The organism is Nostoc cycadae WK-1 (assembly GCF_002897135.1).
In the GTDB taxonomy this organism is placed as follows: Bacteria; Cyanobacteriota; Cyanobacteriia; order Cyanobacteriales; family Nostocaceae; genus Nostoc_B.
Window position 1 is genome coordinate 167,660 of record NZ_DF978426.1, and the last position, 25,923, is coordinate 193,582.

General features: G+C 39.2%; 15 protein-coding genes. 7 read left to right on the forward strand and 8 right to left on the reverse strand.

The genetic code is table 11. The features are described from left to right. Nucleotides 1-195: 195 nt before the first annotated feature. Complete coding sequence (locus NCWK1_RS10345) at nucleotides 196-810, forward strand: pentapeptide repeat-containing protein (RefSeq protein WP_103124653.1); 615 nt, start codon at nucleotides 196-198, stop codon at nucleotides 808-810. Between the two features lie 96 nt (nucleotides 811-906). Here NCWK1_RS10345 and NCWK1_RS10350 read toward each other — a convergent pair whose 3' ends face one another. The 4 genes from NCWK1_RS10350 to fraC form a co-directional block, all read right to left on the reverse strand. Then, complete coding sequence (locus NCWK1_RS10350) at nucleotides 907-2,226, reverse strand: 2Fe-2S iron-sulfur cluster-binding protein (RefSeq protein WP_103124654.1); 1,320 nt, start codon at nucleotides 2,224-2,226, stop codon at nucleotides 907-909. Between the two features lie 172 nt (nucleotides 2,227-2,398). Continuing rightward, on the reverse strand, nucleotides 2,399-3,169 hold the full coding sequence (locus NCWK1_RS10355) for an ABC transporter permease (protein WP_096575338.1): 771 nt from the start codon (nucleotides 3,167-3,169) through the stop codon (nucleotides 2,399-2,401). A 76-nt stretch (nucleotides 3,170-3,245) separates the two neighbouring features. After that, nucleotides 3,246-4,277, reverse strand: coding sequence for a septal junction protein FraD (gene fraD / locus NCWK1_RS10360; protein ID WP_103124655.1), 1,032 nt, complete (start codon nucleotides 4,275-4,277; stop codon nucleotides 3,246-3,248). A gap of 43 nt (nucleotides 4,278-4,320) precedes the next feature. Further along, nucleotides 4,321-4,863: a filament integrity protein FraC gene (gene fraC / locus NCWK1_RS10365; protein ID WP_103124656.1), complete on the reverse strand. Its 543-nt coding sequence runs from the start codon at nucleotides 4,861-4,863 to the stop codon at nucleotides 4,321-4,323. 333 nt (nucleotides 4,864-5,196) lie between these two features. On the opposite strand from fraC, the gene NCWK1_RS10370 reads away from it, so the two are divergent. Then, nucleotides 5,197-6,333, forward strand: a complete 1,137-nt coding sequence (locus tag NCWK1_RS10370) for a cob(I)yrinic acid a,c-diamide adenosyltransferase (RefSeq protein ID WP_096575344.1) — start codon at nucleotides 5,197-5,199, stop codon at nucleotides 6,331-6,333. A gap of 11 nt (nucleotides 6,334-6,344) precedes the next feature. Here NCWK1_RS10370 and NCWK1_RS29510 read toward each other — a convergent pair whose 3' ends face one another. Beyond that, complete coding sequence (locus NCWK1_RS29510; RefSeq protein WP_187308115.1) at nucleotides 6,345-6,575, reverse strand: hypothetical protein; 231 nt, start codon at nucleotides 6,573-6,575, stop codon at nucleotides 6,345-6,347. A gap of 93 nt (nucleotides 6,576-6,668) precedes the next feature. Here NCWK1_RS29510 and ispG point away from each other — a divergent pair, with 93 nt between their 5' ends. Beyond that, nucleotides 6,669-7,895 (forward strand): (E)-4-hydroxy-3-methylbut-2-enyl-diphosphate synthase, encoded by a 1,227-nt coding sequence (gene ispG / locus NCWK1_RS10375; protein ID WP_103124657.1) that lies wholly within the window; start codon nucleotides 6,669-6,671, stop codon nucleotides 7,893-7,895. Nucleotides 7,896-8,227: 332 nt separating this feature from the next. Then, nucleotides 8,228-9,514: a carboxyl-terminal processing protease CtpC gene (gene ctpC, locus NCWK1_RS10380; RefSeq protein ID WP_096575348.1), complete on the forward strand. Its 1,287-nt coding sequence runs from the start codon at nucleotides 8,228-8,230 to the stop codon at nucleotides 9,512-9,514. A 5-nt stretch (nucleotides 9,515-9,519) separates the two neighbouring features. On the opposite strand, the gene NCWK1_RS10385 is transcribed toward ctpC, so the two are convergent. The 3 genes from NCWK1_RS10385 to NCWK1_RS10395 are packed head-to-tail and all read right to left on the reverse strand — an operon-like array spanning nucleotide 9,520 to nucleotide 16,874. Next, a complete protein-coding gene (locus NCWK1_RS10385; protein WP_103124658.1) occupies nucleotides 9,520-9,705 on the reverse strand; it encodes a DDE transposase family protein in 186 nt (61 codons plus the stop codon). A gap of 14 nt (nucleotides 9,706-9,719) precedes the next feature. Beyond that, nucleotides 9,720-10,790, reverse strand: a complete 1,071-nt coding sequence (locus tag NCWK1_RS10390) for a hybrid sensor histidine kinase/response regulator (protein WP_103124659.1) — start codon at nucleotides 10,788-10,790, stop codon at nucleotides 9,720-9,722. A gap of 12 nt (nucleotides 10,791-10,802) precedes the next feature. Then, nucleotides 10,803-16,874, reverse strand: a complete 6,072-nt coding sequence (locus NCWK1_RS10395) for a PAS domain S-box protein (RefSeq protein ID WP_103124660.1) — start codon at nucleotides 16,872-16,874, stop codon at nucleotides 10,803-10,805. A gap of 1,756 nt (nucleotides 16,875-18,630) precedes the next feature. Here NCWK1_RS10395 and NCWK1_RS10400 point away from each other — a divergent pair. The 3 genes from NCWK1_RS10400 to NCWK1_RS10410 all read left to right on the forward strand — a co-directional run bounded on the left by NCWK1_RS10400 (nucleotide 18,631) and on the right by NCWK1_RS10410 (nucleotide 25,297). Beyond that, nucleotides 18,631-23,079, forward strand: coding sequence for a PAS domain S-box protein (locus NCWK1_RS10400; RefSeq protein ID WP_103124661.1), 4,449 nt, complete (start codon nucleotides 18,631-18,633; stop codon nucleotides 23,077-23,079). Nucleotides 23,080-23,362: 283 nt separating this feature from the next. Then, nucleotides 23,363-24,097: an ATP-binding response regulator gene (locus tag NCWK1_RS10405; RefSeq protein WP_103124662.1), complete on the forward strand. Its 735-nt coding sequence runs from the start codon at nucleotides 23,363-23,365 to the stop codon at nucleotides 24,095-24,097. A 108-nt stretch (nucleotides 24,098-24,205) separates the two neighbouring features. Then, nucleotides 24,206-25,297 carry a hybrid sensor histidine kinase/response regulator gene (locus tag NCWK1_RS10410; RefSeq protein ID WP_103124663.1) on the forward strand — a complete coding sequence of 364 codons (1,092 nt, stop codon included), beginning with the start codon at nucleotides 24,206-24,208 and terminating at the stop codon, nucleotides 25,295-25,297. The last annotated feature ends 626 nt before the right edge of the window (nucleotides 25,298-25,923 follow it).

Genomic DNA, 25,923 nt, shown 5'->3' on the forward strand with positions numbered 1-25,923 from the left:
TCTGCATATTATTAATATTTCCTGACATAAATCAGCATTTTTTGTTGTGGAACATACATTCTGAGCCTATTTTGCGTGAATTCTCCAAATATGATTAATTTCTTATTCAGCTAATTCTCTGGATTGGTGTAATCTCGATATACAGTGCCTCTGACAATTGAGCTTTGCAATTATTGACACTCTGAGGTGATTACCATGAGAAGTTTTGCTGATGTGCAGGAATTAATTTCTAGCCAAATTACAGAAAAATGTTTGCAGCAGCAGGATTTCAGTGGATGTGATTTGCAGGGAATTGAGTTAAAAGAATTAAATTTAAGTGGTGCTAACTTTCGAGGAGCAAATTTAAAATTTGCTAATTTATCGGGTTCTATCTTGACTGATACAGATTTAAGTGAAGCAGATTTAACACAAGCAAATTTGAGCCATGCTGATTTAAGTTATGCCAATTTGTGTGGATCTTATTTATGGCGATCGCAATGTAGCTATAGTAACTTTTGGGGAGCTTCTTTATGTGGTGCAGATTTCACAGAAGCAGACTTGAGTTATGCCAAATTGATTGAGGCCTCTTTAATTGAAGCTAAATTAGTTAGAGCGAATCTCCAAGAAGCTAGTATATGTGGTGCAATCTTATTGGAGGCTGATTTAACTGAAGCTAATTTAAATGGTGCAGACTTGACATGGACTAATTTAACTAAGGCAAATTTGTTAAATGCTAATCTTTGGGAGACAAAAATAATTTATAGCAAGCTCAGAGATACAATTATGCCTGAAGGGACAATTTATAAACCTGACATAATGATTATCAATTAATGTATTTGCTAAAAGTTTTCAACCCGCCTACGCGGGTTTTGTTTGTTTAGCCTGCGACTTCAGTTGCTAAGGCTTCTTGATAATCACAGGAATTTATTAAATATCTAACACTAATCTAGAACTTCCAGGTTGAGAAATACAAATTAACACTTCACCTTCATCGGTTGCTGCACTTGGTTCTTCTTGATAAGCAACTTCACCTGCGCGGATTTTACATATACAAGTTCCACAAACCCCAACACGACAACTAAAAGGTGGATTAATATCATTAGCTTCGGCAAATTCTAAAATAGTGCCATCACTAGGTTGCCATGTTAAAGTTTTGCCAGATTTTGCAAAGACAATTTCGGCAACTTCTTCACCTTGAGTTACAGTCTGAGTAGATTTTTCCGACTCACTCTTCATCGGTTTACCGAAAGATTCAAAGAAGACTTTATTATTAGGTACTCTCGCTGCTTTTAGTCCTTCAGTAACAGACTGAATAAATGGAGTTGAACCACATAAAAAATATTCAGCATCTTGGATATTTAATTCTTGAATTAAAACCGCATCAACATAACCAACACTATGATATTTACCTGTATCTTCTAGTTTGGGGCGACTGTAGCGAATATGTACATTGAAATTAGGATTTTGTTGGACAATTTCCATTATTTCGTCTTGAAAAGCATGGAAGTCACTGTCTCTAGCGCCATGTAGAAACCAAATAGAACGTTGAGGGTTGAGACGAGTACAAGCTTTTGCCATACTAATCATCGGCGTAATTCCCACACCATTGCTAATCAAGACTGCGGGGGTAGATTTATGCACATCCAACGCAAATTTACCATTTGGTGGTTTGGCGGGAATTACTGAACCTTCGTGAATGCGATCGTGCATAAAATTAGATGCTATTCCAGGCATAACATCTAATCCATTTGGTGCAGGTTCCCGCTTAATTGAGAGACGATAGTATTCACAAGTTTTAGAATAATCGGAAAGTGAATAAGTCCGAATTACAGGCTTATTTTGTCCGGGAATATCTAGTTTAATAGTTAAAAATTGTCCTGGTTGGAAGTTGGGAATTTCACCTTTATCTTCTGGTTGTAGATAGAAAGATGTGATTTCTTCGCTTTCTTTTACCTTTCGCACAACCACAAAGTTTCGCCAATCTTGCCAAACATCACTATCTAATGTTTTGATGTCTGGCGTGGATTCATTTTCACTTACTTTACTAGTATAAACTAAGCCAAATACGGCACCAGCCACAGCCCCAAATATGGAAGAATAGACACCAAGTTGATAGGTAGATTTATCTTTGGGATTGCTGACTCCAATGACAATAGCTGTAGATAAAGTGACTACTGAGCAAACTGTAGCAGCTGTGGCAAGGCTTCTGACTAATGGATTGTTAATTCTTCCCAGACTTTCCAGCATTGTTGTTTCCTACCTAATACTTTTAGTTATGTTGGTATATACCTGCGAAGATTCTGGTTTCAGCCATGTTACTGAAAGGTTATCTGCATCCTACCCTTCGTTTTTATTCCTACTGGGTCTCTTTAGATTTCCTTTAGAAAGAAGCACTGAATTAATTAATAATTAGTAATATTTAAAACTCCCGTTTTGAGAAAACAAAACTCGCGATCGCCAACAGAAAAATGCTATAAAGTACGCCGTAGCCTGCATTTGTGATTAACAAACTGGCATCAGGTAAGGCTTGCATTCCATAAACAGCATCATTTTTTAAATCTAAGCGGGATAAATCTGGCAAAACTAGATATAACCCTTGAGTAACGCGTTCCATCGCTGAATTTCGACTCAAACGACCTAATTTAACTAAATCTTGCGTAATATTCCCCATTAAATACACGCCAAAAGTTAAAGTTATCGCCAACAAGGAATTTGTAAACACACCCAATGTAATAGCCACAGCATTGATTAAAGATAACTGTAAAAACAAAAAAACTGCGGCAATTACAATACTGAGTGTAGGATGAGGAATATTCTCTAGTTGCAAAAAGCCTAGATAAATAGCTGTCATTGTGGCTATCAAAATAGCTAAAACTGCTGACAAACCCAAGAATTTACCAGCAATAATTTCGCTGCGGCTAACTGGTTTAGCAATTAACACCAAAATAGTGCGTTTATCAATTTCTTTTTTAACCAGTCCCGTACCAACAAATACAGCGACAATTAAGGTAATGACACTCATAGCCACTATCCCAAAGTCTAGCAAAATCTTATCTTCATTCGTAGCAGCAAATTCCGGTAATGCTCGCCCAGCGATCGCTAAAATCAAAGTATAAAATCCAATCACATATAAAATGCGATCGCGCACTACTTCTTGAAATACATTCTTCGCAATTATCAAGGTTCTCATTGGTTAATAGTCAATGGTCAATTGTCAATATTCAATCGCAGAAGGCTAAAAAATAAAGTTTCAGACTTCATACTTACTATTGTTGTGGTGGAGGGGAACCAGCAATAAATTTACTTATGCGATCGCATTCTATTTCTCCAACCGCAATCTTGTCTTCTGGGTTGTTACTTGTAATTGCTTTTTTCGTGGAAGTTGCTACTGGGTCAATCCGACAAGATTTTTTTAAGTAGTAACCTTTTTGGCTAGAACTTGGGCCGCGCCAAATACTCAGTAAATCTAAAATATATCCACCTGATTTTGTATTTACTACCCGCGGTTCAACACGCCATAAAGCTTTTTCTTCATACTTTGCCAGTTGTTTATCTATAACTCTATTACCCAAATTTCCTACTTGTAATCTTGCATCCAGGAGCCATTTTTCTACTTGAGACCAAGGTCTTTCATCAATTTGTTGTTCTACTAGTGGTTGCAGTTTATCTAAAATTAAAACACCATTTTTCGGCACTTTTTCGATAATATCTGTTCTTCTAACAAAGGTACTACGCTGAAAATTATCTGCACGTAAACTAGGGTATTCTTGTAACCATTTATCCATGACAAAGTAAAACTGCAACCAGCAACTTAAAATCATACAACTTGCAACTAAAACGATGATTTTTTGTCTAACTTCTGGTTTGGGAATTTGCGCTTTTGAGTCTGTGTCTGAACCTTCAATAAATTCAGGAATTGCTGTAATTAAAGCTGATATAGTCGGCCAAAGTACGATGGTTCTGGGAGTAATTACATCCTGTTGATTGCCAAAAGCAAAAACACTGACTAAGAACCCTGTAATTACTGCACCTACAGGCATAAAAGTTCCAGGAACTCTCAGTGGATCATCAGTTGTATACCAAGCTGTACCAGCAATTAAAAATAACCAACCGCAAATTGCAATGATATCTCTGACATAACCTATGGCAAAATAAGATAACACTCCAGAAAATACACTTAAATAAATAAATGTCTGCCAAGCATAAGCTTGAGACGGAACTAATATTTTTCTAACTCTGGCATAGATATCTTCAGTGAACTTAAATATGCCCAGCAAATCTTTAAATAGAACATTCATGATTTCACCCTTCAATAATTTATTCGACAAAAAATGCAGCTATTTATCTATTACGAATTAGCAAAATAATTGTAATAGCGCTATAGCTAAGAGAATTAGCTATTAATGTTGTAGTCACTAAATTAGTTGTTTGTAATTTAATTCCAGGGATAGCACGGCGTAACTGTCTACGCTGAGATGTTTCGACAATTTCTGGTTTTTTCCACCCATCTTCTCGTAATGTAAATACTAAAAGCTGTAACAGTAAAAATTTCATTAAAAAAGTAGTAAAGAAAATAATGAAAGTAGTTAAAATCAAAGTCGCTTGGGTATTGGGATATCTAAAGTTATTAAAAAATACATAATTAATTAATTCCGATTTAATTTCAGGCGGCAACAGTGGTTCTAAGACAAAAAATATAACCCAACCAAGGGTTCCCGAAAAGAGATTGGTGGCTATGGCATAAAAAATACTGGTTTTTTTGTCAAACTTGAGTCGGCGATTGACAACGTAAGCCTCAATAGGAATGGCAATTAAAAAAAATAACAAGTTAAACAACATTACGCCAATCGGCAAAAGTCGAGGAAGGGTAAAATTTTCTAGCATAGAGAACCAATGGTAAGGTTTAAGGTGAGAAGGTAAAGTTAGGGTAATGAGGCTGACAAAGGTAATTACAGTAGGTAACAGGTAAGAGGTAACATAGTCGAAAGCCTATTTTTATATAGCTTTGTGATGAAAATTTGTACCTCATTCACCTGAATTCTGCTGTATGTGATGGCGATCGCTATTTACCATCTTGGTGTGCCAGTATACCCCTATTTACCCTGTTAATATATCCTGCAAAATCTTGTATGGAAGTACCCAAAAGAGATTTTTTAGATCTGGAAGTGCAAGACGTTAGGTAAGATTAGAGACTGCCACGTTACAGGTTTTCGAGAGATGACAAGGAACGGCATCGGTATTCGCACAGCGCAAGCGCGTTCTGAACGACTTACAGGTCAAATTCACGTTTATGATGGTTTGGGTAAAGGTAAATCCCAAGCGGCTTTAGGGGTGGTTTTGCGCTCGATTGGCTTAGGGATAAATACACCAGCTAATTGCAATCGCGTTTTACTGCTGCGGTTTTTAAAAGGGCCAGAACGTGATTATGATGAAGATGGTGCGATCGCAGCTTTGCAGCGTGGGTTTCCCCATTTAATCGATCAGGTACGGACTGGAAGAGCCGAATTTTTTAGTGCAGAAGAAATTATCCCCTACGATCGCGCCGAAGCTGCACGAGGTTGGGATGTGGCCAAAGGTGCGATCGCATCTGGTTTGTATTCGGTAGTAGTTTTAGATGAACTGAACCCCGTCCTCGATTTGGGTTTGCTACCAGTAGATGAAGTGGTGCGGACATTAAAAGCCAAACCCCAGGAATTAGAAATTATCGCCACCGGACGCGGCGCACCAGAAAAGTTATTGGAAATTGCCGATTTACACTCGGAAATGAAGCCGCAGCACCACCCCACAGCCCAACAGCTATTAATTGAGGGGATTGAAATTTATACTGGTGCAGGTAAAGGTAAATCAACAAGCGCCTTGGGTAAAGCCTTACAAGCCATTGGTAGAGGGATTAACCATCCCGGTTCTACCCGCGTGTTAATTATGCAATGGCTCAAAGGTGGTAGCGGTTATACAGAAGATGCAGCGATCGCCGCTTTGCAACAATCTTACCCAGAAGTGGTAGATCATCAACGTTGTGGTCGAGATGCGATCGTGTGGCGCAATTCTCGGCAAGAATTAGATTATGTCGAAGCCGAACGCGGTTGGGAAATTGCCAAAACTGCGATCGCCTCTGGGTTGTATAAAACTATCATCTTGGATGAACTGAACCCCACTGTCGATTTAGAACTTCTCCCAGTGGAACCCATCGTCCAAGCCTTACTCCGCAAACCCCGCGATACAGAAATTATTATTACTGGCCGTTGTCAACAGCAACCAGCTTACTTTGATTTAGCCAGTATCCACTCTGAGGTATACTGCCACAAACACTATGCAAATCACGGCGTAGAACTCAAACGCGGAGTTGATTTTTAAGATGGATAACACTAATGTGCTGGATTGGGCAACTGGTGGATTGGCGCTTGCAATTTTACTTGGTGGGATGTTAATGATGTTCTCAACAATATTGACCACCAAGAAATGATTATCTTATACACTGCCCCTAGCGGGGTATTGGCGTGGGAAATATTTTTTCCACAGAGCGATCGCAGGTAATGGTGCGATCGCTCTTGTTTTATATGATGAAGTATGGCGATCGCAATCCGCTTTTTTCCCATATCATCACCAAAACAAGCCCGTACTATGGCAATCTGAGAAACAGAGATTGTTCAATCTGATATTTTAGCTATAAAAATTTACTTCCTAGAGTTATGCAAACTCTGCCTACACCTACAAGTTCCAACACCACATCTAGTCAACCCACCTTTGATACTACAATCCAGCGGCGTAAAACCCGCCCTGTCAAGGTAGGTAATGTCACCATTGGCGGTGGCTACCCTGTGGTGGTGCAGTCAATGATTAACGAAGACACTCTTGATATTGATGGTTCTGTCGCCGCGATTCGTCGTTTACACGAAGTTGGCTGCGAAATCGTGCGTGTTACAGTGCCTAGCCTCGCTCATGCTGTAGCATTGGCAGAAATTAAGCAAAAAATCATTAAAACCTACCAAGATGTGCCAATTGTGGCTGATGTACATCACAATGGTATGAAAATTGCCTTAGAAGTTGCCAAACACATCGAGAAAGTCCGAATTAATCCAGGTTTGTATGTGTTTGAAAAACCAAATACCAATCGCACCGAATATACACAAGCTGAATTTGAAGAAATTGGCGATAAAATCCGCGAAACTCTAGAACCTCTGGTAGTTTCCTTGCGTGACCAAGGTAAAGCTATGCGGATTGGGGTAAATCATGGTTCACTGGCAGAAAGAATGCTATTTACCTACGGAGATACCCCAGAAGGAATGGTGGAATCGGCTTTAGAATTCATTCGCATTTGTGAGTCTTTAGATTTCCGCAACTTAGTGGTTTCAATGAAAGCCTCTCGCGTTCCCGTGATGGTAGCCGCCTATCGTCTGTTAGCCAAACGGATGGACGAATTAGGCATGGATTATCCTTTACATCTGGGTGTAACAGAAGCAGGTGATGGTGAATACGGCAGAATCAAATCTACTGCTGGTATTGCTACCTTACTGGCAGATGGCATTGGTGACACTATCCGCGTCTCCCTCACAGAAGCACCAGAAAACGAAATTCCTGTATGCTACAGCATCTTGCAAGCTTTGGGATTGCGGAAAACAATGGTGGAATATGTCGCTTGTCCTTCCTGTGGACGCACCTTATTTAACTTAGAAGAAGTGTTACATAAAGTCCGGGAAGCCACCAAGCACTTAACTGGATTAGACATAGCTGTAATGGGTTGTATTGTAAATGGCCCTGGCGAAATGGCTGATGCTGACTATGGGTATGTGGGCAAAACTCCTGGTTACATTTCTTTATATCGTGGAAGAGAAGAAATTAAAAAAGTACCAGAAACAGAGGGTGTAGAGGAGTTAATCAACCTAATTAAAACAGACGGACGTTGGGTAGATCCTTAATGAGTAAGGGTTATAGGGGAGCCAGTGCGTTGGACGGTTCTGCCGACTTGTACCCTTACGGGGAAGCAAGCTACACGTAGCGTCTCCGATTATGAGCAGCAACTGGAGTGTGTTGGGTGTAGAGGTATAAAGGAAAATTTTCACCTTACACCTGCACACCCAATCTAAACAACTAACTATTTCATACTTCATACTTCACACTTCAGAATTCCCCATTTCGCCGGATTGTCAAGTATTTTAATGAAGTTAGGAATACATGCCCGGTCTTTGCAGAATAGCTGTGTTAGATTGGGCATACTGACTATTATTTTCCCTCTGACACAGCTGTCATTATGGTGATTACAAAAAGTAGGCTTGTTCTGGGTGCTACGGCAGTAACACTCTCCACAATTGCTGTTACTAGCCTGGGCATTCACTCACGTGGTCAGGCTTTATTTAAAGCAAGTCCCAAAGAAACATTAGACGAAGTTTGGCAAATCGTTAACCGTCAATACGTAGATGGTACTTTTAACCAGGTAGATTGGCAGGCTGTTCGTAAGGAGTACCTGAACAAGTCCTACAGTAATCAGCAAGAAGCGTATAAATCTATCCGGGAAATGCTGAAAAAGCTTGGTGATCCTTACACCCGGTTTATGGATCCTGAAGAATTCAAGAATATGCAGGTTGATACCTCTGGGGAACTTACAGGTATCGGTATTACGATTAGTCAGGATGAGAAAACCAAGAAATTAGTTGTGATTGCGCCAATTGAAGATACACCAGCATTCAAAGCTGGCATTTTAGCCAAAGATGTTATTCTGAAAATTAACGATAAAAATACTCAGGGGATGGATACTAACCAAGCTGTATCCTTAATCCGAGGTGAACCCAACACCAAAGTCACGCTCACAATTCAGCGCAACAGTACTATCAAGCAGTTTAATATTACACGCGCCAGAATTGAAATCCATCCAGTACGTTATTCTCAAAAACAAACACCAGCAGGGAATGTTGGCTACATCCGCTTGAACCAATTCAGCGCTAATGCTGGTAAGGAAATGCAAAATGCGATCAAAGATTTAGAGTCTAAGCAAGTTGCTGGCTATGTTCTAGATTTGCGTGGAAATCCAGGCGGCTTGTTATTCTCCAGCATAGAAATTGCCCGGATGTGGCTAGATAAAGGAACAATTGTTTCTACTATTGACCGCCAAGGTGAGCAAGAGCGAGAAATAGCCAACGGCCGAGCGCTGACAACGAAACCATTGGTCATCTTGGTAGATAAAGGTTCTGCTAGTGCTAGTGAAATTTTATCTGGAGCTTTGCAGGATAATAAGCGGGCGGTTCTAGTGGGTACTCAAACTTTTGGTAAAGGTTTAGTACAATCGGTGCGCCCCTTAGAAGATGGCTCTGGATTGGCAGTAACAATTGCTAAATATCATACCCCTAGTGGTAGAGATATTAATCATGAAGGAATTGCGCCAGATGTGAAGGTGGATTTGACTGATGCTCAAAGACAAGACTTATGGCTACATGAGCGGGACAAATTAGCTACTATGGCAGACCCACAATTTGCTAAAGGAGTGGAAATTTTAGGTAAGCAGATTGCTGCCAAAGGTCTCACTAGCGCAGAGAAAAAATAACGCATTTATACGGGTTGGCACTTACCAGCCCGGATTAAACCAATTCGCCGCGTGATCGCTTCTTCTTGAGAAGCAAAACTCCCCCACTTTTCCATAATCTCTGGATCATCGTCTCTAACTAAATTGCTGGGGACGATTTCACAATTTCCGCTACTGCGCTTGACAATATACCAAAGTTGTTTACTATCCATATGAACTACTAAATTTAAATTATAACTGTAAAAATACTACCCTTAGCATGATTATTTTCGATGTTAATTGTGCCGCAGTGCGCTTCAACTGCCATTTTACAGAAAGCTAATCCTAAACCAATTTGCGAAACTTCCGACATCCGAGTTCCCACTTCATATTTCTCAAAAATAATGTTGCGTAATTCTTCAGAAATGCCCTTACCTGAATCACCGACTTGCAATTTCGCCCCACCTGCTGGTAGATATTCAGCACGCAAGGTAACTTGAGAGTTTGATGGTGAAAATTTAATGGCATTAGTGAACAAATTATCCAAAACTCGACGGAAAATCAAAGCATCTATTTCAATCATGCCACCAGGTTCAGGTAATTCACTAATCAAGATGATTCTCTTTTGGGCTGCGATCGCTTCTACATCTGCCAATGCTGACCTACATAGCGCACAAAGATCGACTGGGCTGTAATTGAGAACCATTTTGCCCGATTCCAGCTTTGCCATCAGCAATAAGCTATCAATTAGTGATTGTAATTGTTGCCCAGCCAGTAAAATTTGCTCGATTTTTCCTTGTTGCTGTTGTGCTGATAAGCCTGGAAATTTGAGAATTTCCGCCCCTAAGACAATGCTGGCCAGCGGATTTCGCAAATCGTGGACAATCATGTTGACCATATCTTCTCGCAGTTTGAGCAATAATTGTAAACTGTCATACTGCTGTTTAATCCGCAACATAGAATGAACTCTGGCGCGTAATTCTACACCGTTGACGGGTTTACTAATGAAGTCATCTGCACCAGTTCCTAGACATCGAGCTAAATCTTCTTTAGCCGTTAAGGCTGTCACCATGATAATCGGCACCGCTTGCCACTGGGGATTGGCCTTAATTTGCTTGCAGACTTCCATTCCGTCTAAATCGGGCATCATCACATCAAGCAAAATCAGATCAGGCTGAAAATTATCAAGACGACTCAGAGCTTGTTGACCACTAGGAGCATAGTGTAACTGGTAGTTTTCTCCATCCAGCAAAGTTTCAACAACATCAAAGTTATCTGGTTCATCGTCGATTACTAAAATAGTGGGTTGAATATCCATCGACAAGTTTTACTATCTTCCTAAAAGTTTTTGAATTGTGGCTACAAGCTGTTTAAGTTTTACAGGTTTAGTTAAATATTCATTAGCTCCAGCAGCTAAACTAGTTTCGCGATCGCCTGGCATAGCCAAGGCCGTGAGTGCAATCATCGGCATATTCTCAAATTGCCGATCATCACGGATGCGGCGCATTGCTTCCAAGCCATCCATTCCTGGCATTTGAATATCCATGATAATTAAGTCGGGGTGTTGGACTTTCACAATATCAATGGCTTGTTGTCCATTGTTGGCGAAAATCAAATGATAACCTCGACTTTCCAAATAACCAGAGATAGTATCAATATTTGCTTGATTATCTTCTACCAACAAAATCATAGGATTAGCTAAAGCTGCTTCTGATGCTAAAGTTTGATTTTGCTCTTGACAATAAGCCAAATTTTGCAATTTGCCTATAGTTTCCTGAAGTTGAGCGCGGGTAATTGGTTTAACTAAATATTCAAATGCTCCCTGAGCCATTCCTTTGGTACGCTCATCTACCACAGAGAAAATAATCACGGGAATATTTTGACTTTGGGGATTAGTTTTGAGTTGATGAAGCACATCCCAACCAGACAAATTGGGGAGTTGTAGATCCAAAATTACTAATGCAGGTTGAACGCGCAGCACTTCTTCTACGGCTCCTCCGCCTTGAGAATAGGTGATGGGCTGCATTCCCATTTCGTGGAAGTAGCGAGTAATCTGGTCTGCTGCTGCTACAGAATCTTCAATAATCAAAACTTGAGCATTTTCAGCAGGTAAAACATTTCTAGGTAATAAAGTAGTGATTGGCGTTGTTATTACATACTCACAGGTAAGGCAGGGGACACGGACAGTGAAACAACTCCCCTTCCCAAGTTCACTACTAACTGAGACCGTTCCTCCATGCAGCTTGACAATCCGCTGCACCAATGCTAAACCTAAACCCGTGCCATTGTAATGGCGGTTTAAGCTACTGTCAAGCTGGACAAAGGGCTGAAACAATTTGCCGATTTCTTCAGGAGCAATCCCAATGCCCGTATCAGTAACATGGAAGCAAAGGTTGGCCGTATTTGGGGGAGAAGTTACTTCCTCTATTTCTTCTCGTCGAACTTCTATGGTGACAGAACCTCCTTCTGGAGTAAATTTGACAGCATTGCTCAGTAGGTTGATTAGTACCTGACGTAGACGGCGCTCATCTACTTGAATGATGGCAATATTGCTATCAATGTGAGTATTGAGACGAATATTCTTTTTTAACGCCATTTGTTTGACAAAGGTGAGACTGGCATCACAAAGACTCCTAACGGAAACATCACTTAATTGCAGTTCCAGTTTGCCAGACTCGATTTTAGACAAATCTAGGATGTCATTAATTAGTTCTAGTAGATGTCTGCCACTGCGTTCAATGGTGGCGATCGCTTTGACTTGACGTTCATTGAGGGAGCCAAATACACTTTCTTGCAAACCTTCTGACATACCCAAAATGGCATTCAGCGGCGTTCGCAGTTCATGACTCATATTGGCTAAGAATTCATCTTTGAGGCGAGTGGCGCGGGCTAGTTCAATGTTAGTGTTCACCAGCTGCTTATTTGTTTGCTGTAGTTCTTCTTCAGCTTGTTTGCGATCGCTAATATCAAATAAGGTAGCGCGGTTATATAAATACTTGCCATTGGCATCTTTGACGGCAGTCGCATTAATCAACACTGGTAAGACTTTGCCGTCTTTACAAATCATTTCATACTCTAAATCTTTTGCCCAGCCTCGCTGTTTGAAGAAAGGATAGTTATGGGTAAAGGCCAAGCGGCTGGCTGGGGTGAAAAAATTCACCAAGGGTTGACCAATCATTTCCTCACGCTCATAGCCCAACCATTGCAATTCCGTCTCGTTGACTTTAATTAATCGACCTTCGTGATCGAGGGAATGGTAGCCACAAGGAGCATTATTATATAAATCTTCAACAGCATGGGCATATTTCGCCAGAGCTTCTTGTGCCTGTTTGCGATCGCTAATATCAGTTATCCGGACTATATTCATAGTACGTCCGGCTACTGTAATTGGTTTGGCCGCAATGTTTCCCCAAAAAATCTTACCTTGCAAGGTCACATATTCAATTTCTCGGCTCCAGACACCTTGAGATTGCATTTCTGCAACTATCTCATCTGTTTCCTTGGCAGTGAATGGATGACGCTGGAGTGCTTGCCCACTAATATTGATTAATTGAGTTTTGTCTTTCGACTCAAATAATTCCACTGCCCGACGATTGCAATCTAGGGTAATTAACGTTGACGAATCAACTAAAAAAATCGCATCGGCCGATTCGTTAAAAATAGCTTCGCGTAAATCCCGGTTGCGAATCAGTTCTTGTTCGGCTTGTTTGTGAGCAGTAATGTCAAAGTTTACGCCAATCACCCGTACAGGTTCACCATCTTGGTTACGCTTGAGAATACCGTAGCCTTTGAGGAAACGAACTTTACCACTTGGCTGCACAATGCGGAACTCAACATTATATTCTTGCTGGCCTTCGAGAACTTGCTGAATACTCGCCAACATATAATCTTGATCTTCTGGGTGTATACAGTTCAACCAAGCATCATAAGTACCTGTAAATTCACCTTTGCTCAACCCATACAGTTCATACATTTGGTCATCCCAAATTTGTTTGGCTTGAGCAAAATCATATTCCCAAATGCCAAATCTGCCTGATTGCAGCGCTAAGGTGAGTCTTTCTGAGAGTTGATGCAGTTGTTCTTCGGTCTGTTTGCGACTAGTAATATCTGTGAGTGTGCCGATATACCCAATCACTTTGCCACTGGCGTTAGTTTCGGGTAATACATAGCAGTGAAACCATTTAATACTGCCATCGGGGAGCAGATGCCTACCTTCGTTGTCAAAAAGTTCGTTTGGTGCTAGTTCTACTTCAAACCATTCTCTCAAAATCCGTTCACTGTCTTCTGGGTGTATTGCTTCTATCCAACCCATACCCAATCCAGCCGATGTTGATCTACCTGTCATCTCACTCCAACGATCATTAATGTAGACACAGTTGCCCACGGCATCTAAGCGGAAAATAGCTACAGGAGACGCTTTCGCTAAGGTGGCATAACGATGTTCACTGTCCCGCAGAGCTTCTTCTGCTTGTTGGCGATCACTGATATCTGTTAATGTACCGATATAGCCACTGATGTTACCGTTGGTATCAATTTCGGGTATTACCTGTACATAAAACCAGTTGATGCTACCATCTGGACGCAGATGTCTGCCTTCACTTTCATAGAATTCTCTAGGGTCAACAATTTCTTGATCAAATTTGAGTTCCCATTCCTGCTTCAGGCGATCGCGATCTTCTGGGTGTATTGCTATTGCCCACCCTAGCCCCAAGGCAGCCTGGATGGGTCTACCTGTCATCTCGCTCCAGCGATCGTTCACATAAATACATTGACCACTAGCATCCAGGCGGAAAATGCCGACGGGTGCTGCTTCTGTCAAATGGGCATAGCGGCGTTCGCTCTCTCGGAGTGCTTCTTCTGCTTGTTTGCGTTCAGTAATGTCTGTAAAGGTGCCAATGTAGCTAATAATGCTGCCGAAAGGATTGGTTTCAGGAAGTATTTGGAGGTAAAACCAAGTAATACTCTCATCTGTATGTAAATATCTGCCTTCATAGCGTATTTGCTCAAAACCTTGCGACCATTTCATCCACAAGTAATGGCGGTCTTCTGGATGCAACCCCGCTAACCAACCCATACCCAATGCCGCTGGTGTTGGTCTATCTGTGAGCTTGCTCCAATAATCATTCACGTAAATACATTGACCAGTCGTATCCAGCCGGAAAATTGCCACTGGTGCGGCTTCTGTTAAAGTTTCATAACGGCGTTGGCTGTCTCTTAGGGCTGCTTCTATTTGTTTTTGCTGGGTAATATCTTTGGCAATACCTAAAAATCCGATGTTGTTTCCTTCTGTATCTCGTAAGGTTTTCACCGAAAGAAATACAGGAAAGCGAGAGCCATCTCGACGAATGTAAGTCCATTCATTTTCATAGGTTTTACCATCTTGAGTGACGGTCATAAAAAATTCTGTACCGGATGCAATTTCTCTACCCAGTTGCAAAGACAGTTCGACTGCCCGTTGTTGGAGTTCTTGCGAGTCATGAAAAATACTCGGCTTGACTTGATTTACAACTTCACCGGCTGTGTAGCCCAACATTTTTTGAGCCGCGGCGTTGAAGATTTGGATGCCATTGGAGTTATTGTAAATAATTGCATAGTCACTACCATCTAAAATTGCCTGTTGTAAACGATTAATAGCAATTAACTGAGCTTCTATTTGTTTGCGTTCTGTAATATCAATGTGGCAACCAATCATCCGCAGCGGATTACCATCTTCATCCCAGGCAATAACACGCCCAGAACAAATAACCCAAACGGTAGACCCATCCTTATGTCGATATCTTACCTCGCCATAATAGGGAATTTGCCCACGACTTTGAACATGTTGCCCGAACATTTCCTGCGAATTTGCTAAATCTTCGGGAAAAATCAGACGTTGCCATGCTTCTGGTGTGTTGGGTAACTCATGATCTGCATAGCCACACATTTGCTTGAAGGTTGGGCTTAAATACTCCTGATTGCTGGGAATATCCCAGTCCCAATAACCTGCCAGGCTGACTTCCAGAACTTGCTCCAGCAGATTTAATTCCATTCGCAGTATTTCTGACTGCTGGTGTTCTGCTTCTGAGAATTTACGTTCAGTAATATCAATCAACACGCCCAGCATTCGCAGCAGTTGTCCGGTTGTATTGTAAATTCCCCGCCCCTTGGCAGATACCCAGTGAATGCTATTATCTGACCAGACGACTCGGTATTCCACAGCATAATCGGTTTGAGTGGCGATCGCCTGTTTCAATTCCTGCTCAACCCATAATCTATCCTCTGGATGTAGCTGACTGAACCATTGTTCTAGGGTTAATTGCACATCACTCGACTCAGCACAACAACCATGAATTGCATTTTGACTGGCAGATATTTGCTTAGTAGTGGGATTCCACTCCCAATAGCCAATACCAGTAAAATTCAAAGTCAGTTTAAGTCTCTCTTCACTGCTTTTTAGGGATGCTTCTGCGCGTTGGCGTTCTGCCAGTTCTGTTTGTACTTGCTGATATGCACTCGCCTGTTGAATGGCGATCGCAATTTGCACGCCTAATTGATCTAACAAGTCCAACTCTACAGATTCCCAGTGGCGAAAAGCACTACATTGTTGAGCAATTAATAATCCCCATAATTGCTCTTTTACCAAAATGGGTACTACTAGATAGGCTTTGACTTCAAATTGTTCTAAAAGATGCAGATGACAATTGCTTAAGCCAGCTTGATAAATATTGTTGATGGCTTTTTTTTTGCCTTGACGATAATCACTACCGGCTCCCTGTTGAAAGCAAGTGTCTTCGATTTGCTGGCCTAAAGCTATCGTCCAACCAGGTAGCACTGACTCCGCCACGATAACACCACTCATATCTGGCTGAAATTGATAGACAAGTACGCGGTCAGCTTTTAAAAACGCCCTTACTTCTGTGGCTGTGGTACTGAGAATTTCTTCTAATTTTAGCGACTGACGAATGCGGAGGGCGATCGCGGTAATTAGTTGTTGTTGTTCTCGAATTTGTTCTAACTGTCGGGTCAGATGTAGTCGTTCTACTGCATGATGAATAGTGCTGTGTAAAGCTTTAGGCGTGAAATTATTTTTGACTAAATAATCTTGAGCGCCATTTTTCATCGCATTCACGGCGATCATTTCATCCCCGGCTCCTGTCAACAGGATGATGGCTGATTGCTGATTATTCAGGTTCTCCCTCAGTTTTCGCAAAAACTCCCGCCCATCCTCATCAGGCATTAAATAATCTAGCAAAATTACATCTGGTGTTTGTTGCTCACACCATGTCATAGCCTGTTTTGCTGTCTCAAATTCTACAATGTTGTATGACTGAAATTTGTCGTGCTGTAAATACTGCCGATAGATATAACGATCTACAGCGCAATCATCAATCAGGAAAATAGTTAGGGAAGAGCGATCGCTCATAACTCAAAAACACCGACACAATAGAAGTTTATAGTCTTGATGTTCAAAACATCCCGTAAATCAAGACCACTCTGAATAGAGAGGCATAAAAGCCGCAATATCTTATATATGTTTATACTTCCCAAAAAAAGGTTGTACTATGTAACTTTAATTAACTTAGTCTAAATTAATAAATCACTGCCAGTTAGAGGCAGTACACATTAGTTTTACGTGCTATGCACAAATGAGTTTCGCAAACATACTTAAGAACCAACTTAAAGCTTTCAGTAGATTTGCGATGGGCAAAGTTTCTCTACTTAGCGTGATGAAAACAGCATTTAACAACTGATTGAGAGTGACTACAATGATTTTGCTCACAAGTTAGATGGTAATAAAGATTTTGCTGATTGGTTCTGCTGCATCATCCTGCTATGAACTTCCTCAAACTTGCGTGTAGTTTCAGCACATTCTCTCAGTATTACTCCCTTAAGTAAAAGTTTCTCGATAAGTACATATCCTCAAATTAATCAGTAACTAATTTCCTGTTTTTCCTCGATTATTTTTTCATCAAAATGTTGAATAATAAAGTTATGGTAAATATCAAGAAATTCTAAAAGCCTGATGTAATTACCAGATAATTTGGGATTTATTATTATCTCAATTTCCAAATCACATTAATTCTGCATCTACCTTTCGGTTTTAAATTCTTGATTGGCGCTGATCCAAAATTCAAAATTCTTTTTCAGAATAGCAATAAATAGCTAGAAAAGAGACTGATTTTTTTGTAATTTTCATTAGTGTCTTTGAGAACTGTTAGCTTTAGCTACAATTACCAAAGGAGTGTAGACTTATGTCTTTAGCAGGTATAAAAAGTCATTCTCAACAACTCAAGACTAAAAAACCTACAGCCAATTTCTGTAATCCTATTAATTGTGCATTTTTTGTAGGGTCTTTCATTATTCTATCGACATCTAGCATAATTATCATCTCTTCTACCATCTCTTCAATTAGTTCTGCTATCTCATCTCCTAGCACTCACCCTACATCTATTCCCTGGATCAACAATGCGTCTGACTGTAAACACAGTGGCAGAAATTGGTATGATAACAAGTGCTGGGATGCGGAACACAGCCTGATGTTTTAATGCTTAATCACACTGCTAAATAGAGATATAGCAGAAGGCAGGAAGGCAAGTCTTAATATTCCTGGCATTCAAGCTTTCAAGTTGTTCTAACATATCTGACTACCGCTATATGTATCTCAATAGTTCAAACAAAAAAAATCCCAAAATGGGGCTTTTTATAACCATTTTTTGCTAACATTACGCCGCAAACAACTAACATTTTTACAGGAATGCCATTAGCAGAAATACATGAGTATGTAAAAATCTGTTTAGTAATTTTTATGCTATGGATATCAGACTCTCTATTTTACTACCCAAATACTAATTTTCTCTAATTTTAGTATTTGAAAAAGACAAAGAACTGAAAAAATTTCTAAAATACCAATTTGATCGGCAAAGAAATAGAGTGATAGTTATAAATTGTACCTACTTATCATCACATCTTTAGTGATTACACTTTATCTGCAATAAGTAATATCATCAATTAAACCACATTTACAGAAAATAGAAAGAGTCAAATACTGATATTTTTACCTGGCAAATTTGAGATTAATTTTTATCATAGAAAACACTGAGGTGTATTAAAAATTTATAGACCAAGATATTATTGATACCTTGTCTTAAATCATCTATCTTGTTCCAAATATCTACATAATGCTTCTTAACTATCACAGCCCTGATAATCTACACCAAACTATCATCCGTCAACCTCTCATAGTTAACTCTGAGATGCTGCTTCCAGATGTGATTGCATTAATCAATGAAGCGCAAAGTAATTTTAAGGGGTTGCCCAGCCAAAATACTAATTCATTACCTAATTTAAATAAAGATAGTAAAGATATAGAGAATATTACATCTCAAGTTGCCAGTTGTGTTCTTGTCATAGATAACTCACATTTGGTGGGAATTCTCACCCAGCGAGATTTAATTAAAATAACAGCAGAAAAAATGAATCTGGAAGGTATCAGTGTTGCTGAAGTCATGACGAGAGAATTAGTAACACTGAAGATAGAAGATTTTAAAGATGTTTTTACTGCATTAAATTTGCTGCGGAAATATCGCATTTGTCATCTGCCTATTATCGGGGAAAAAGGGGAATTGATTGGATTAGTAACACCTACGAGTCTTTTGGCAGTTACTATTCAACAAGCAGGACTCTACAATTATGCGCGAGTTAAACTAGCAGAACGCCAACGCATCGAGGCCGAATTGCGCTTGGAGCGTAATTTTATTTCTACCATTTTTAATCTCACAGATGCTTTAGTGGTTGTATTAGATAACCAAGGCAGAATTATTCGCTTCAATCATACTTGCGAACAAGCTACAGGTTACGCATTTGAGGCGGCTAAAGGAAAAGCGGTTTGGGATGTACTGGTGTTACCTGAAATCACAGAATGTCTGCAAGATATTTTTCAAAATTTAGCAGTTAGGGAATTTCCCCAACGTTACGAAACTATTTTAATCAATAAGGATAGCGATCGCCGCTTAATTTCTTGGTCAAACAAAGTCTTACTCAATCAAGATAACGAAATTCACTGTATTGTCTGTACAGGTATCGATATCACCCAAAGCCGTCAAGCCCAAGAGGAACTTCAGCAGACGCGGAATTTTCTCCAGTCAATGATTAACAATCTGCCAGTTGCGGTCTTTGTCAAAGATGCCAAACCCGAAAATTTGGGCAAATTCAAACTCTGGAATCATACCTGCGAACATCTATTTGGCATCACAGCCGAGCAAGCTATTGGCAAAACAGATGACGAATTCTTCCCTAAAGCACAACTAGAACTTTCTCGCCTAACCGACGAAGTAGCTTTAGCCAGTGGTATACCCCAAGACATCGCCGAAGAACCTATAGACACGCCCAAGCTAGGCCGCAGAATTTTACATACCACTAAAATTCCACTTTATGACAAAGACAAAAAACCAGAATATTTATTGTGTATTTCTGAGGACATCACAGAATACAAACAGGCTGAAAAAAATCTCCAACAAGCCAAAGAACAATTACAAACAGTTTTAGATGCTGTACCTGGGTTTGTTTCTTGGGTCAGCGCTGATGGCTATTATTTAGGCGTAAATCAGCATTTAGCTGAGAGTTTTAATTTAAATGCCGAAGACTTTATAGGTCAAGAATTAGGGTTTCTGCAAAACAGCCCACAATTTACTGAGTTTATGCGCTGCTTTCTCGATAGGCAAGATGCTGCCGATTCTGGCGTTGTTGATACCCAAATTAACGGTATCACACGCAAATACCTACTCATAGCCCAAAAATATCAACAAAACACTGCTGCTGTTGCTGTCGGTATAGACATTACAGAACGCAAGCAAGCAGAAATGGCTTTAGCGGAATCGGAAGCTATGTTGCGTTCTGTCTTAAAAAGTACACCCAGCATAGTAACAGTGGTTAATGCTGAGGGGAAAATCTCTTTTATCAACCAAAAAACACCTCATTTATCCCTTGAGGAAGTTGTCGGTACTAGTATAGATGACTATATATTACCTGAAGACTGCGAGATTCAACGTTCTGCTTTAGAACGGGTTTTTGCTCACGGAGAAGTTGTGAGTTATGAAACCCGTGCTTTAGGCGCTAATGCAAATTTAAAATATTATCATTCTCAGATTGGCCCAATTTGGCACGAGCAGCAAGTTACATCTGCGGTCATCATCACAAATGATATTAGTGAACAGCAAGCTGCACTCCGAGAACGTAAACAAGCTGAAGCTGCTTTGCGAGAGAGTCAGCAAAAATTCCGCTTATTAACAGAAAATATTAAAAGTACACTTTGGATCACAGAAATTCAAAATGATCTTTCCCAAATTGTCTATGTTAGCCCTGCTTTTGAAGAAATATGGGGCAGACCTGTAGAAGAAGTGTATACATCCTATGAGATATTTATAAATTCTATCCATCCTATTGATCGCCAAAAATTTATTGCTAATAAATTTAAACGAATGCAGGGTGCATTAGATGAAGAGTATCGGATTATCCGCCCCGATGGTGCAATCCGTTGGATTCGCAGCCGTGCCTTTCCGATTAAAAATGACCAGAGAGAAGCTTACCGAATTACTGGTATTTCTGAAGATATTACAGAAAGAAAACAAACGGAAATTGCTTTACAAAGTTTGATAGAAAGTACAGCTTCGACAACAGGACAGGACTTTTTCCCGGCTTTAGTTGAGCATATTTCTTCTACCTTGGATGTCCGCCACACTTTGGTAAGTGAGTTAATTGATGAGCAAATCCACACTTTAGGATTTTGGTCTGATGGAAAGTTACAGCCCAATATTTCTTATGACCCAACATCAACTCCTTGTGAGATTGTACTCCAGCAAGGATATTACTACTGTGCTGAGGGAATTCAGCAACAGTTCCCAACAGAAGCAAGATGGGCTGCAAAGCCAGCTGAAAGTTTGATGGGAGTTGTTTTAAGTGATGATTTTGGCAACCCAATTGGCTCACTTTGCATAATAGATGAAAAGCGGATACCTGACCCCCATAAATTTGAGGGAATTTTGAGAGTATTTGCGGCGAGAGCATCTGCCGAACTTCAAAGACAAAGAGTACAAGAAGCTTTACAACAACTCAATCGAGATTTAGAGGCGAGGGTTGAGCAACGTACTTTAGAATTACAAGAAAGTGAAGCTGAACTCAGAGCAATTTTTAATCAAGCAGCTGTAGGTATTAAACTAGAAACTTTAGATGGGCGGTTTCTCAAGGTTAATCAACAATTGTGCGAATTTTTGGGTTACAGCCAAGCAGAACTCATGAATAAAACCTTTAGGGATGTGACTTATATAGATGATATTCCCTATCATCAAAAGAATTTACAAAAATTAATTTCAGGAGAGATAGAAACATTTTCGATTGAAAAGCGGTGTTTACATAAAAATGGTTATCTAATTTGGATTAATTTGACTGTTTCTTTAATTCGAGATGTAATTGGTAAACCAATTTATTCGGTTGGCATAGTTAAAGATATCCGCCATCAAAAACAAGCCGAAGAAGATTTAAAACGTCAATTTGCCGCTGTAGAAGCTTCCATAGATGGGATTGCGATATTAAGTGGCAATATCTACACTTATGTCAATCAAGCCCATCTAGAGATGTTTGGCTATACTCATCCCGAAGAACTCATTGGTAAAAGTTGGTCAGAAATCTACGAGCAAGAAGAATTTCATCGTTTTGAGACAAAGATTTTTCCAACTTTGATGCAGCAAAAACATTGGAGAGGAGAAACAATTGCTAAAAGAAAAGATGGCAGTCATTTTGAAGAAGAAGTTTCGTTAACGATTTCAGAACAAGGTGATCTAATTTGTGTCTGTCGTGATATTAGCGATCGCAAAAAAGCAGAGGCAGATATTTGCAAAGCTTTAGCAAAAGAAAAAGAACTGAGTGAGTTAAAATCTCGGTTTATTTCTATGACATCCCACGAGTTCCGCACTCCTTTGGCTGTGATTGCTTCCTCTGCTGGGATATTAAAAAGTTTTAGCCATAAACTCGATGAGCAACAAAAGCAAAAACATCTCCAGTGCATTCAAACTTACGTACAGCACACTACTCAACTTTTAGATGATATTTTGCTAATTAATAAAGCTGAAGCTGGAAAATTAGCCTTTGAGCCAAATTCTCTAGATTTAGTAAGTTTCTGCCATACCTTAGTAGAAGAAATTCAACTCAGTTCTCCTCAGCATAATTTAGTTTTTTGCTTGCAAGCCCAAGATAGTTCTTCCGCCAGCGATAACTTCGTGGCTCGTATGGATAAAAAACTGCTGCGGCAAATTTTAAGCAATTTGCTTTCCAATGCTGTCAAATACTCCCCAAACAACAGTCATATTCAAATTGATTTATATATGCAAAATAAAAGTGCTGTTTTTCTGATTGAAGATCAGGGTATTGGAATTTCTTCAGAAGAACAGCAAAACCTGTTTGAGCCATTTTACCGAGCTAGTAATGTTGGTAATGTCCCCGGTACAGGATTAGGCTTGGCAATAGTTCACCGATGTGTAGACCTGCATAGAGGCAGAATTACCATCGCCAGTCAGGTCGGAGTTGGCACAACATTTAGGGTAGAACTACCACTGGTTGTCACATCAGTGAATTAGAAGATCCCAGATGTTACTCATAAATAATTTTTGGGAAACATAAACAAAGAGATTCTATGTGGAACTAATACTGTTTCACTTGAAGTTTGATACAAATAGGCCACAGGTTAGCAAGGAGCAGGTGAAAAGAATCAAAAACCGAAGAATTGATCTCAGGATTTTTGTGAAATGCTGTAAGTCTAAGTTGCTCAATGCTAATTTGGCAAATTTTCTCATAATGGTTCTTCTATTTTTATGGGTATGAAGCAACTGTGTAGATATAATTCATGTTTTAAGCAAATTAATGAATCCAAAAATATTAGTAATTGAAGATGAAATTCAAATCTGTTCCAACATCCAGCAGATTTTAAGTTTGTCTGATTTTCAAACCATTTCTGCCAATAATGGCTTAGATGGATTACGTCTTGCTAAATCAGAAAAGCCAGACTTGATATGCTGTGACATTATGATGCCTGATTTAGATGGCTATGGTGTACTCAAAACATTAAGGAAAGACCCAGAAACTGATTCTATTCCTGTAATTATGTTGACTGCAAAAGTCGAGCGTGGTGACTTACGTCAAGGCATGGAATTAGGAGCCGATGATTACATCACAAAACCTTTTTCTCCGGAGGAACTTTTGAAGGCAATTGAGATGAGATTGGCACGGGTAGCAAAGCCAAATTTAATGAAACAAAAGTATGAACAAGAACGTCAACAAAATATCAAGCTGAAACACGAAATTCAGTCCAACCAACAAAAAATTGAAGAAACAAAACAATTAGCAGATATGCGTCATGAGGTTTTAGAAAAACTCTTGCAAGATTTAGGTAATCCTCTTTCTAATATTAATATGGCAGTGTATATGCTGAGGCAGGTGCAATCAGATAATGAACGCGATCGCTACTTGAAGATTTTACAAGAAGAGTACGATCGGGAAATAATGCTTTTGAATGAAATGAAAAATTTACAAGCATTATTAACACCAGAAAATGCCAAGATTTTGCAAAAATTCAATTTACTACATCATAGTAAGTAAAGAGTAGCCTATTTCTTAATTGCTCTATTTCAATAAGTATATATTTTTAATGTTATTAGGGTTGTCATTCTATTCCCAAAAGCAATAATTTATCTTTCTAAATCGTAGATGAACACAATTTTGATTATAGAAGACGAACCTCAAGTTCGAGAGAATATCCTGGAAATTTTACAACTTTCTAATTTTGAAACTTTGTCTGCGCCAAACGGCAAGATAGGCTTAGAAATTGCTCAAACACAATTACCAGATTTAATTATCTGTGACATTATGATGCCTGAGTTAGATGGCTACAGTGTGCTATCTGCTCTGCGTCAAAATGAAACAACTATCCATATTCCTTTAATATTTGTGACGGCAAAAGCAGAGCGTTCAGATTTCCGTCAGGGAATGGACTTTGGAGCCGATGATTATTTGACTAAACCATTTACCCCAGAAGAATTACTCAATGCTATTTCTGTACGACTCAAGAAAAAAGCTGTGACTGATCGTCAATCTCAAGCTAAGTTAGATGAACTAAGAATGAACATTATTCACTCATTACCACATGAAATCAATACACCTTTAAATGGTATTATTGGTATGTCTCAATTATTAATTGAGCATTCAGATATGATTAATGAATCAGAAGAAATTGAGATTGTAGAATCCATTTATACATCTGCCAATCGATTGCATAGATTAGCTCAAAGATTTTTACTATATAGTAATCTGGAACTAATTGCTAGAAATCCCCAAAAAATTCGGCAAATTCAAGAAGAAATAGATAATTGCCTGAGTAAAACAGTTATTAGTGATGCTTGTTTTAAGCAAGCGATAATAGTAAACAGAGAAAAAGATTTAAAGTTATCATTAGTCGAATCTCTTGTGAAAATGCCACAAGAAAAATTGAGTATTATCATTGAAGAATTAATAGATAATGCCTTAAAATTTTCGTTGCCAAATAGTGAAATTGAAGTGTTGAGTCAAGTCAATGATTATCAATATAGATTAGATGTGATTGATCATGGTAAAGGAATGACAGGTGCAGAGATAGATAAGATTGGCGCATTTATTCAATTTAATAGAAAGTTATATGAACAACAAGGTTCTGGCTTAGGATTAGCTATTGTGCAGCATATAGTGAAAATATATCAAGGCGAATTTACCATTAATAGCACTCCCGATCAAGGAACTATTGTTAGTATTTGTTTACCTTGTTGATGAATGAAAATATTAGGGATTATTTTATATCTCTAATATTTTCATTTTTGTTAAATTAACAATTATCAATATTTTTAAAGAAATTAAATTTTATTTTGTATTTTTAAAAAAATAAAGCTCCTAACATAAATGTTAGGAGCGGAGAATCACCCAATGCAAAATCAGATATTTTGATGTTATATCTTAGTTTTTCTTTGAACTCGTTTACCTGCCATATTGTTAATTTAGCAATATTAAAAACTATTAATAAAGCGAAAAATTACCACACTTTTCATAGATACTATCTAAGTGAAACCACGATAAAACTTTCAGTACAGAAGTGAGTGTTTATCCTCAGCCAAATTGGTTAGCATCCAATATCACTGATGCTGTTCAACACAATAAAAGATGATTTAAATCTGCATTTAACGGAACTATATTAACCTTACGGTTATTGAGAATGATGTAAGATTTGAGCAAAGACTTTCAAAAACTCCCGCAAAAGCCGATACTGGGCAAGTACGCAGTATCCGAGATGATTTATGACAAATTTGCGTAAATTACCTTGTATAATCCTAAAAGTGTCTGTAATTGCAGCAGCATAAGAAAGTCAAAGCGATCGCATCACCGGAGGCTTTCTGTAACCA

Coding starts and splice junctions, on each gene's coding strand:
- NCWK1_RS10345 (WP_103124653.1), top strand. CDS start 196: ATGAGAAGTTTTGCTGATGTGCAGGAATTAATTTCTAGCCAAATTACA.
- NCWK1_RS10350 (WP_103124654.1), bottom strand. CDS start 2,226: ATGCTGGAAAGTCTGGGAAGAATTAACAATCCATTAGTCAGAAGCCTT.
- NCWK1_RS10355 (WP_096575338.1), bottom strand. CDS start 3,169: ATGAGAACCTTGATAATTGCGAAGAATGTATTTCAAGAAGTAGTGCGC.
- fraD (WP_103124655.1), bottom strand. CDS start 4,277: ATGAATGTTCTATTTAAAGATTTGCTGGGCATATTTAAGTTCACTGAA.
- fraC (WP_103124656.1), bottom strand. CDS start 4,863: ATGCTAGAAAATTTTACCCTTCCTCGACTTTTGCCGATTGGCGTAATG.
- NCWK1_RS10370 (WP_096575344.1), top strand. CDS start 5,197: ATGACAAGGAACGGCATCGGTATTCGCACAGCGCAAGCGCGTTCTGAA.
- NCWK1_RS29510 (WP_187308115.1), bottom strand. CDS start 6,575: ATGGGAAAAAAGCGGATTGCGATCGCCATACTTCATCATATAAAACAA.
- ispG (WP_103124657.1), top strand. CDS start 6,669: ATGCAAACTCTGCCTACACCTACAAGTTCCAACACCACATCTAGTCAA.
- ctpC (WP_096575348.1), top strand. CDS start 8,228: ATGGTGATTACAAAAAGTAGGCTTGTTCTGGGTGCTACGGCAGTAACA.
- NCWK1_RS10385 (WP_103124658.1), bottom strand. CDS start 9,705: ATGGATAGTAAACAACTTTGGTATATTGTCAAGCGCAGTAGCGGAAAT.
- NCWK1_RS10390 (WP_103124659.1), bottom strand. CDS start 10,790: ATGGATATTCAACCCACTATTTTAGTAATCGACGATGAACCAGATAAC.
- NCWK1_RS10395 (WP_103124660.1), bottom strand. CDS start 16,874: ATGAGCGATCGCTCTTCCCTAACTATTTTCCTGATTGATGATTGCGCT.
- NCWK1_RS10400 (WP_103124661.1), top strand. CDS start 18,631: ATGCTTCTTAACTATCACAGCCCTGATAATCTACACCAAACTATCATC.
- NCWK1_RS10405 (WP_103124662.1), top strand. CDS start 23,363: ATGAATCCAAAAATATTAGTAATTGAAGATGAAATTCAAATCTGTTCC.
- NCWK1_RS10410 (WP_103124663.1), top strand. CDS start 24,206: ATGAACACAATTTTGATTATAGAAGACGAACCTCAAGTTCGAGAGAAT.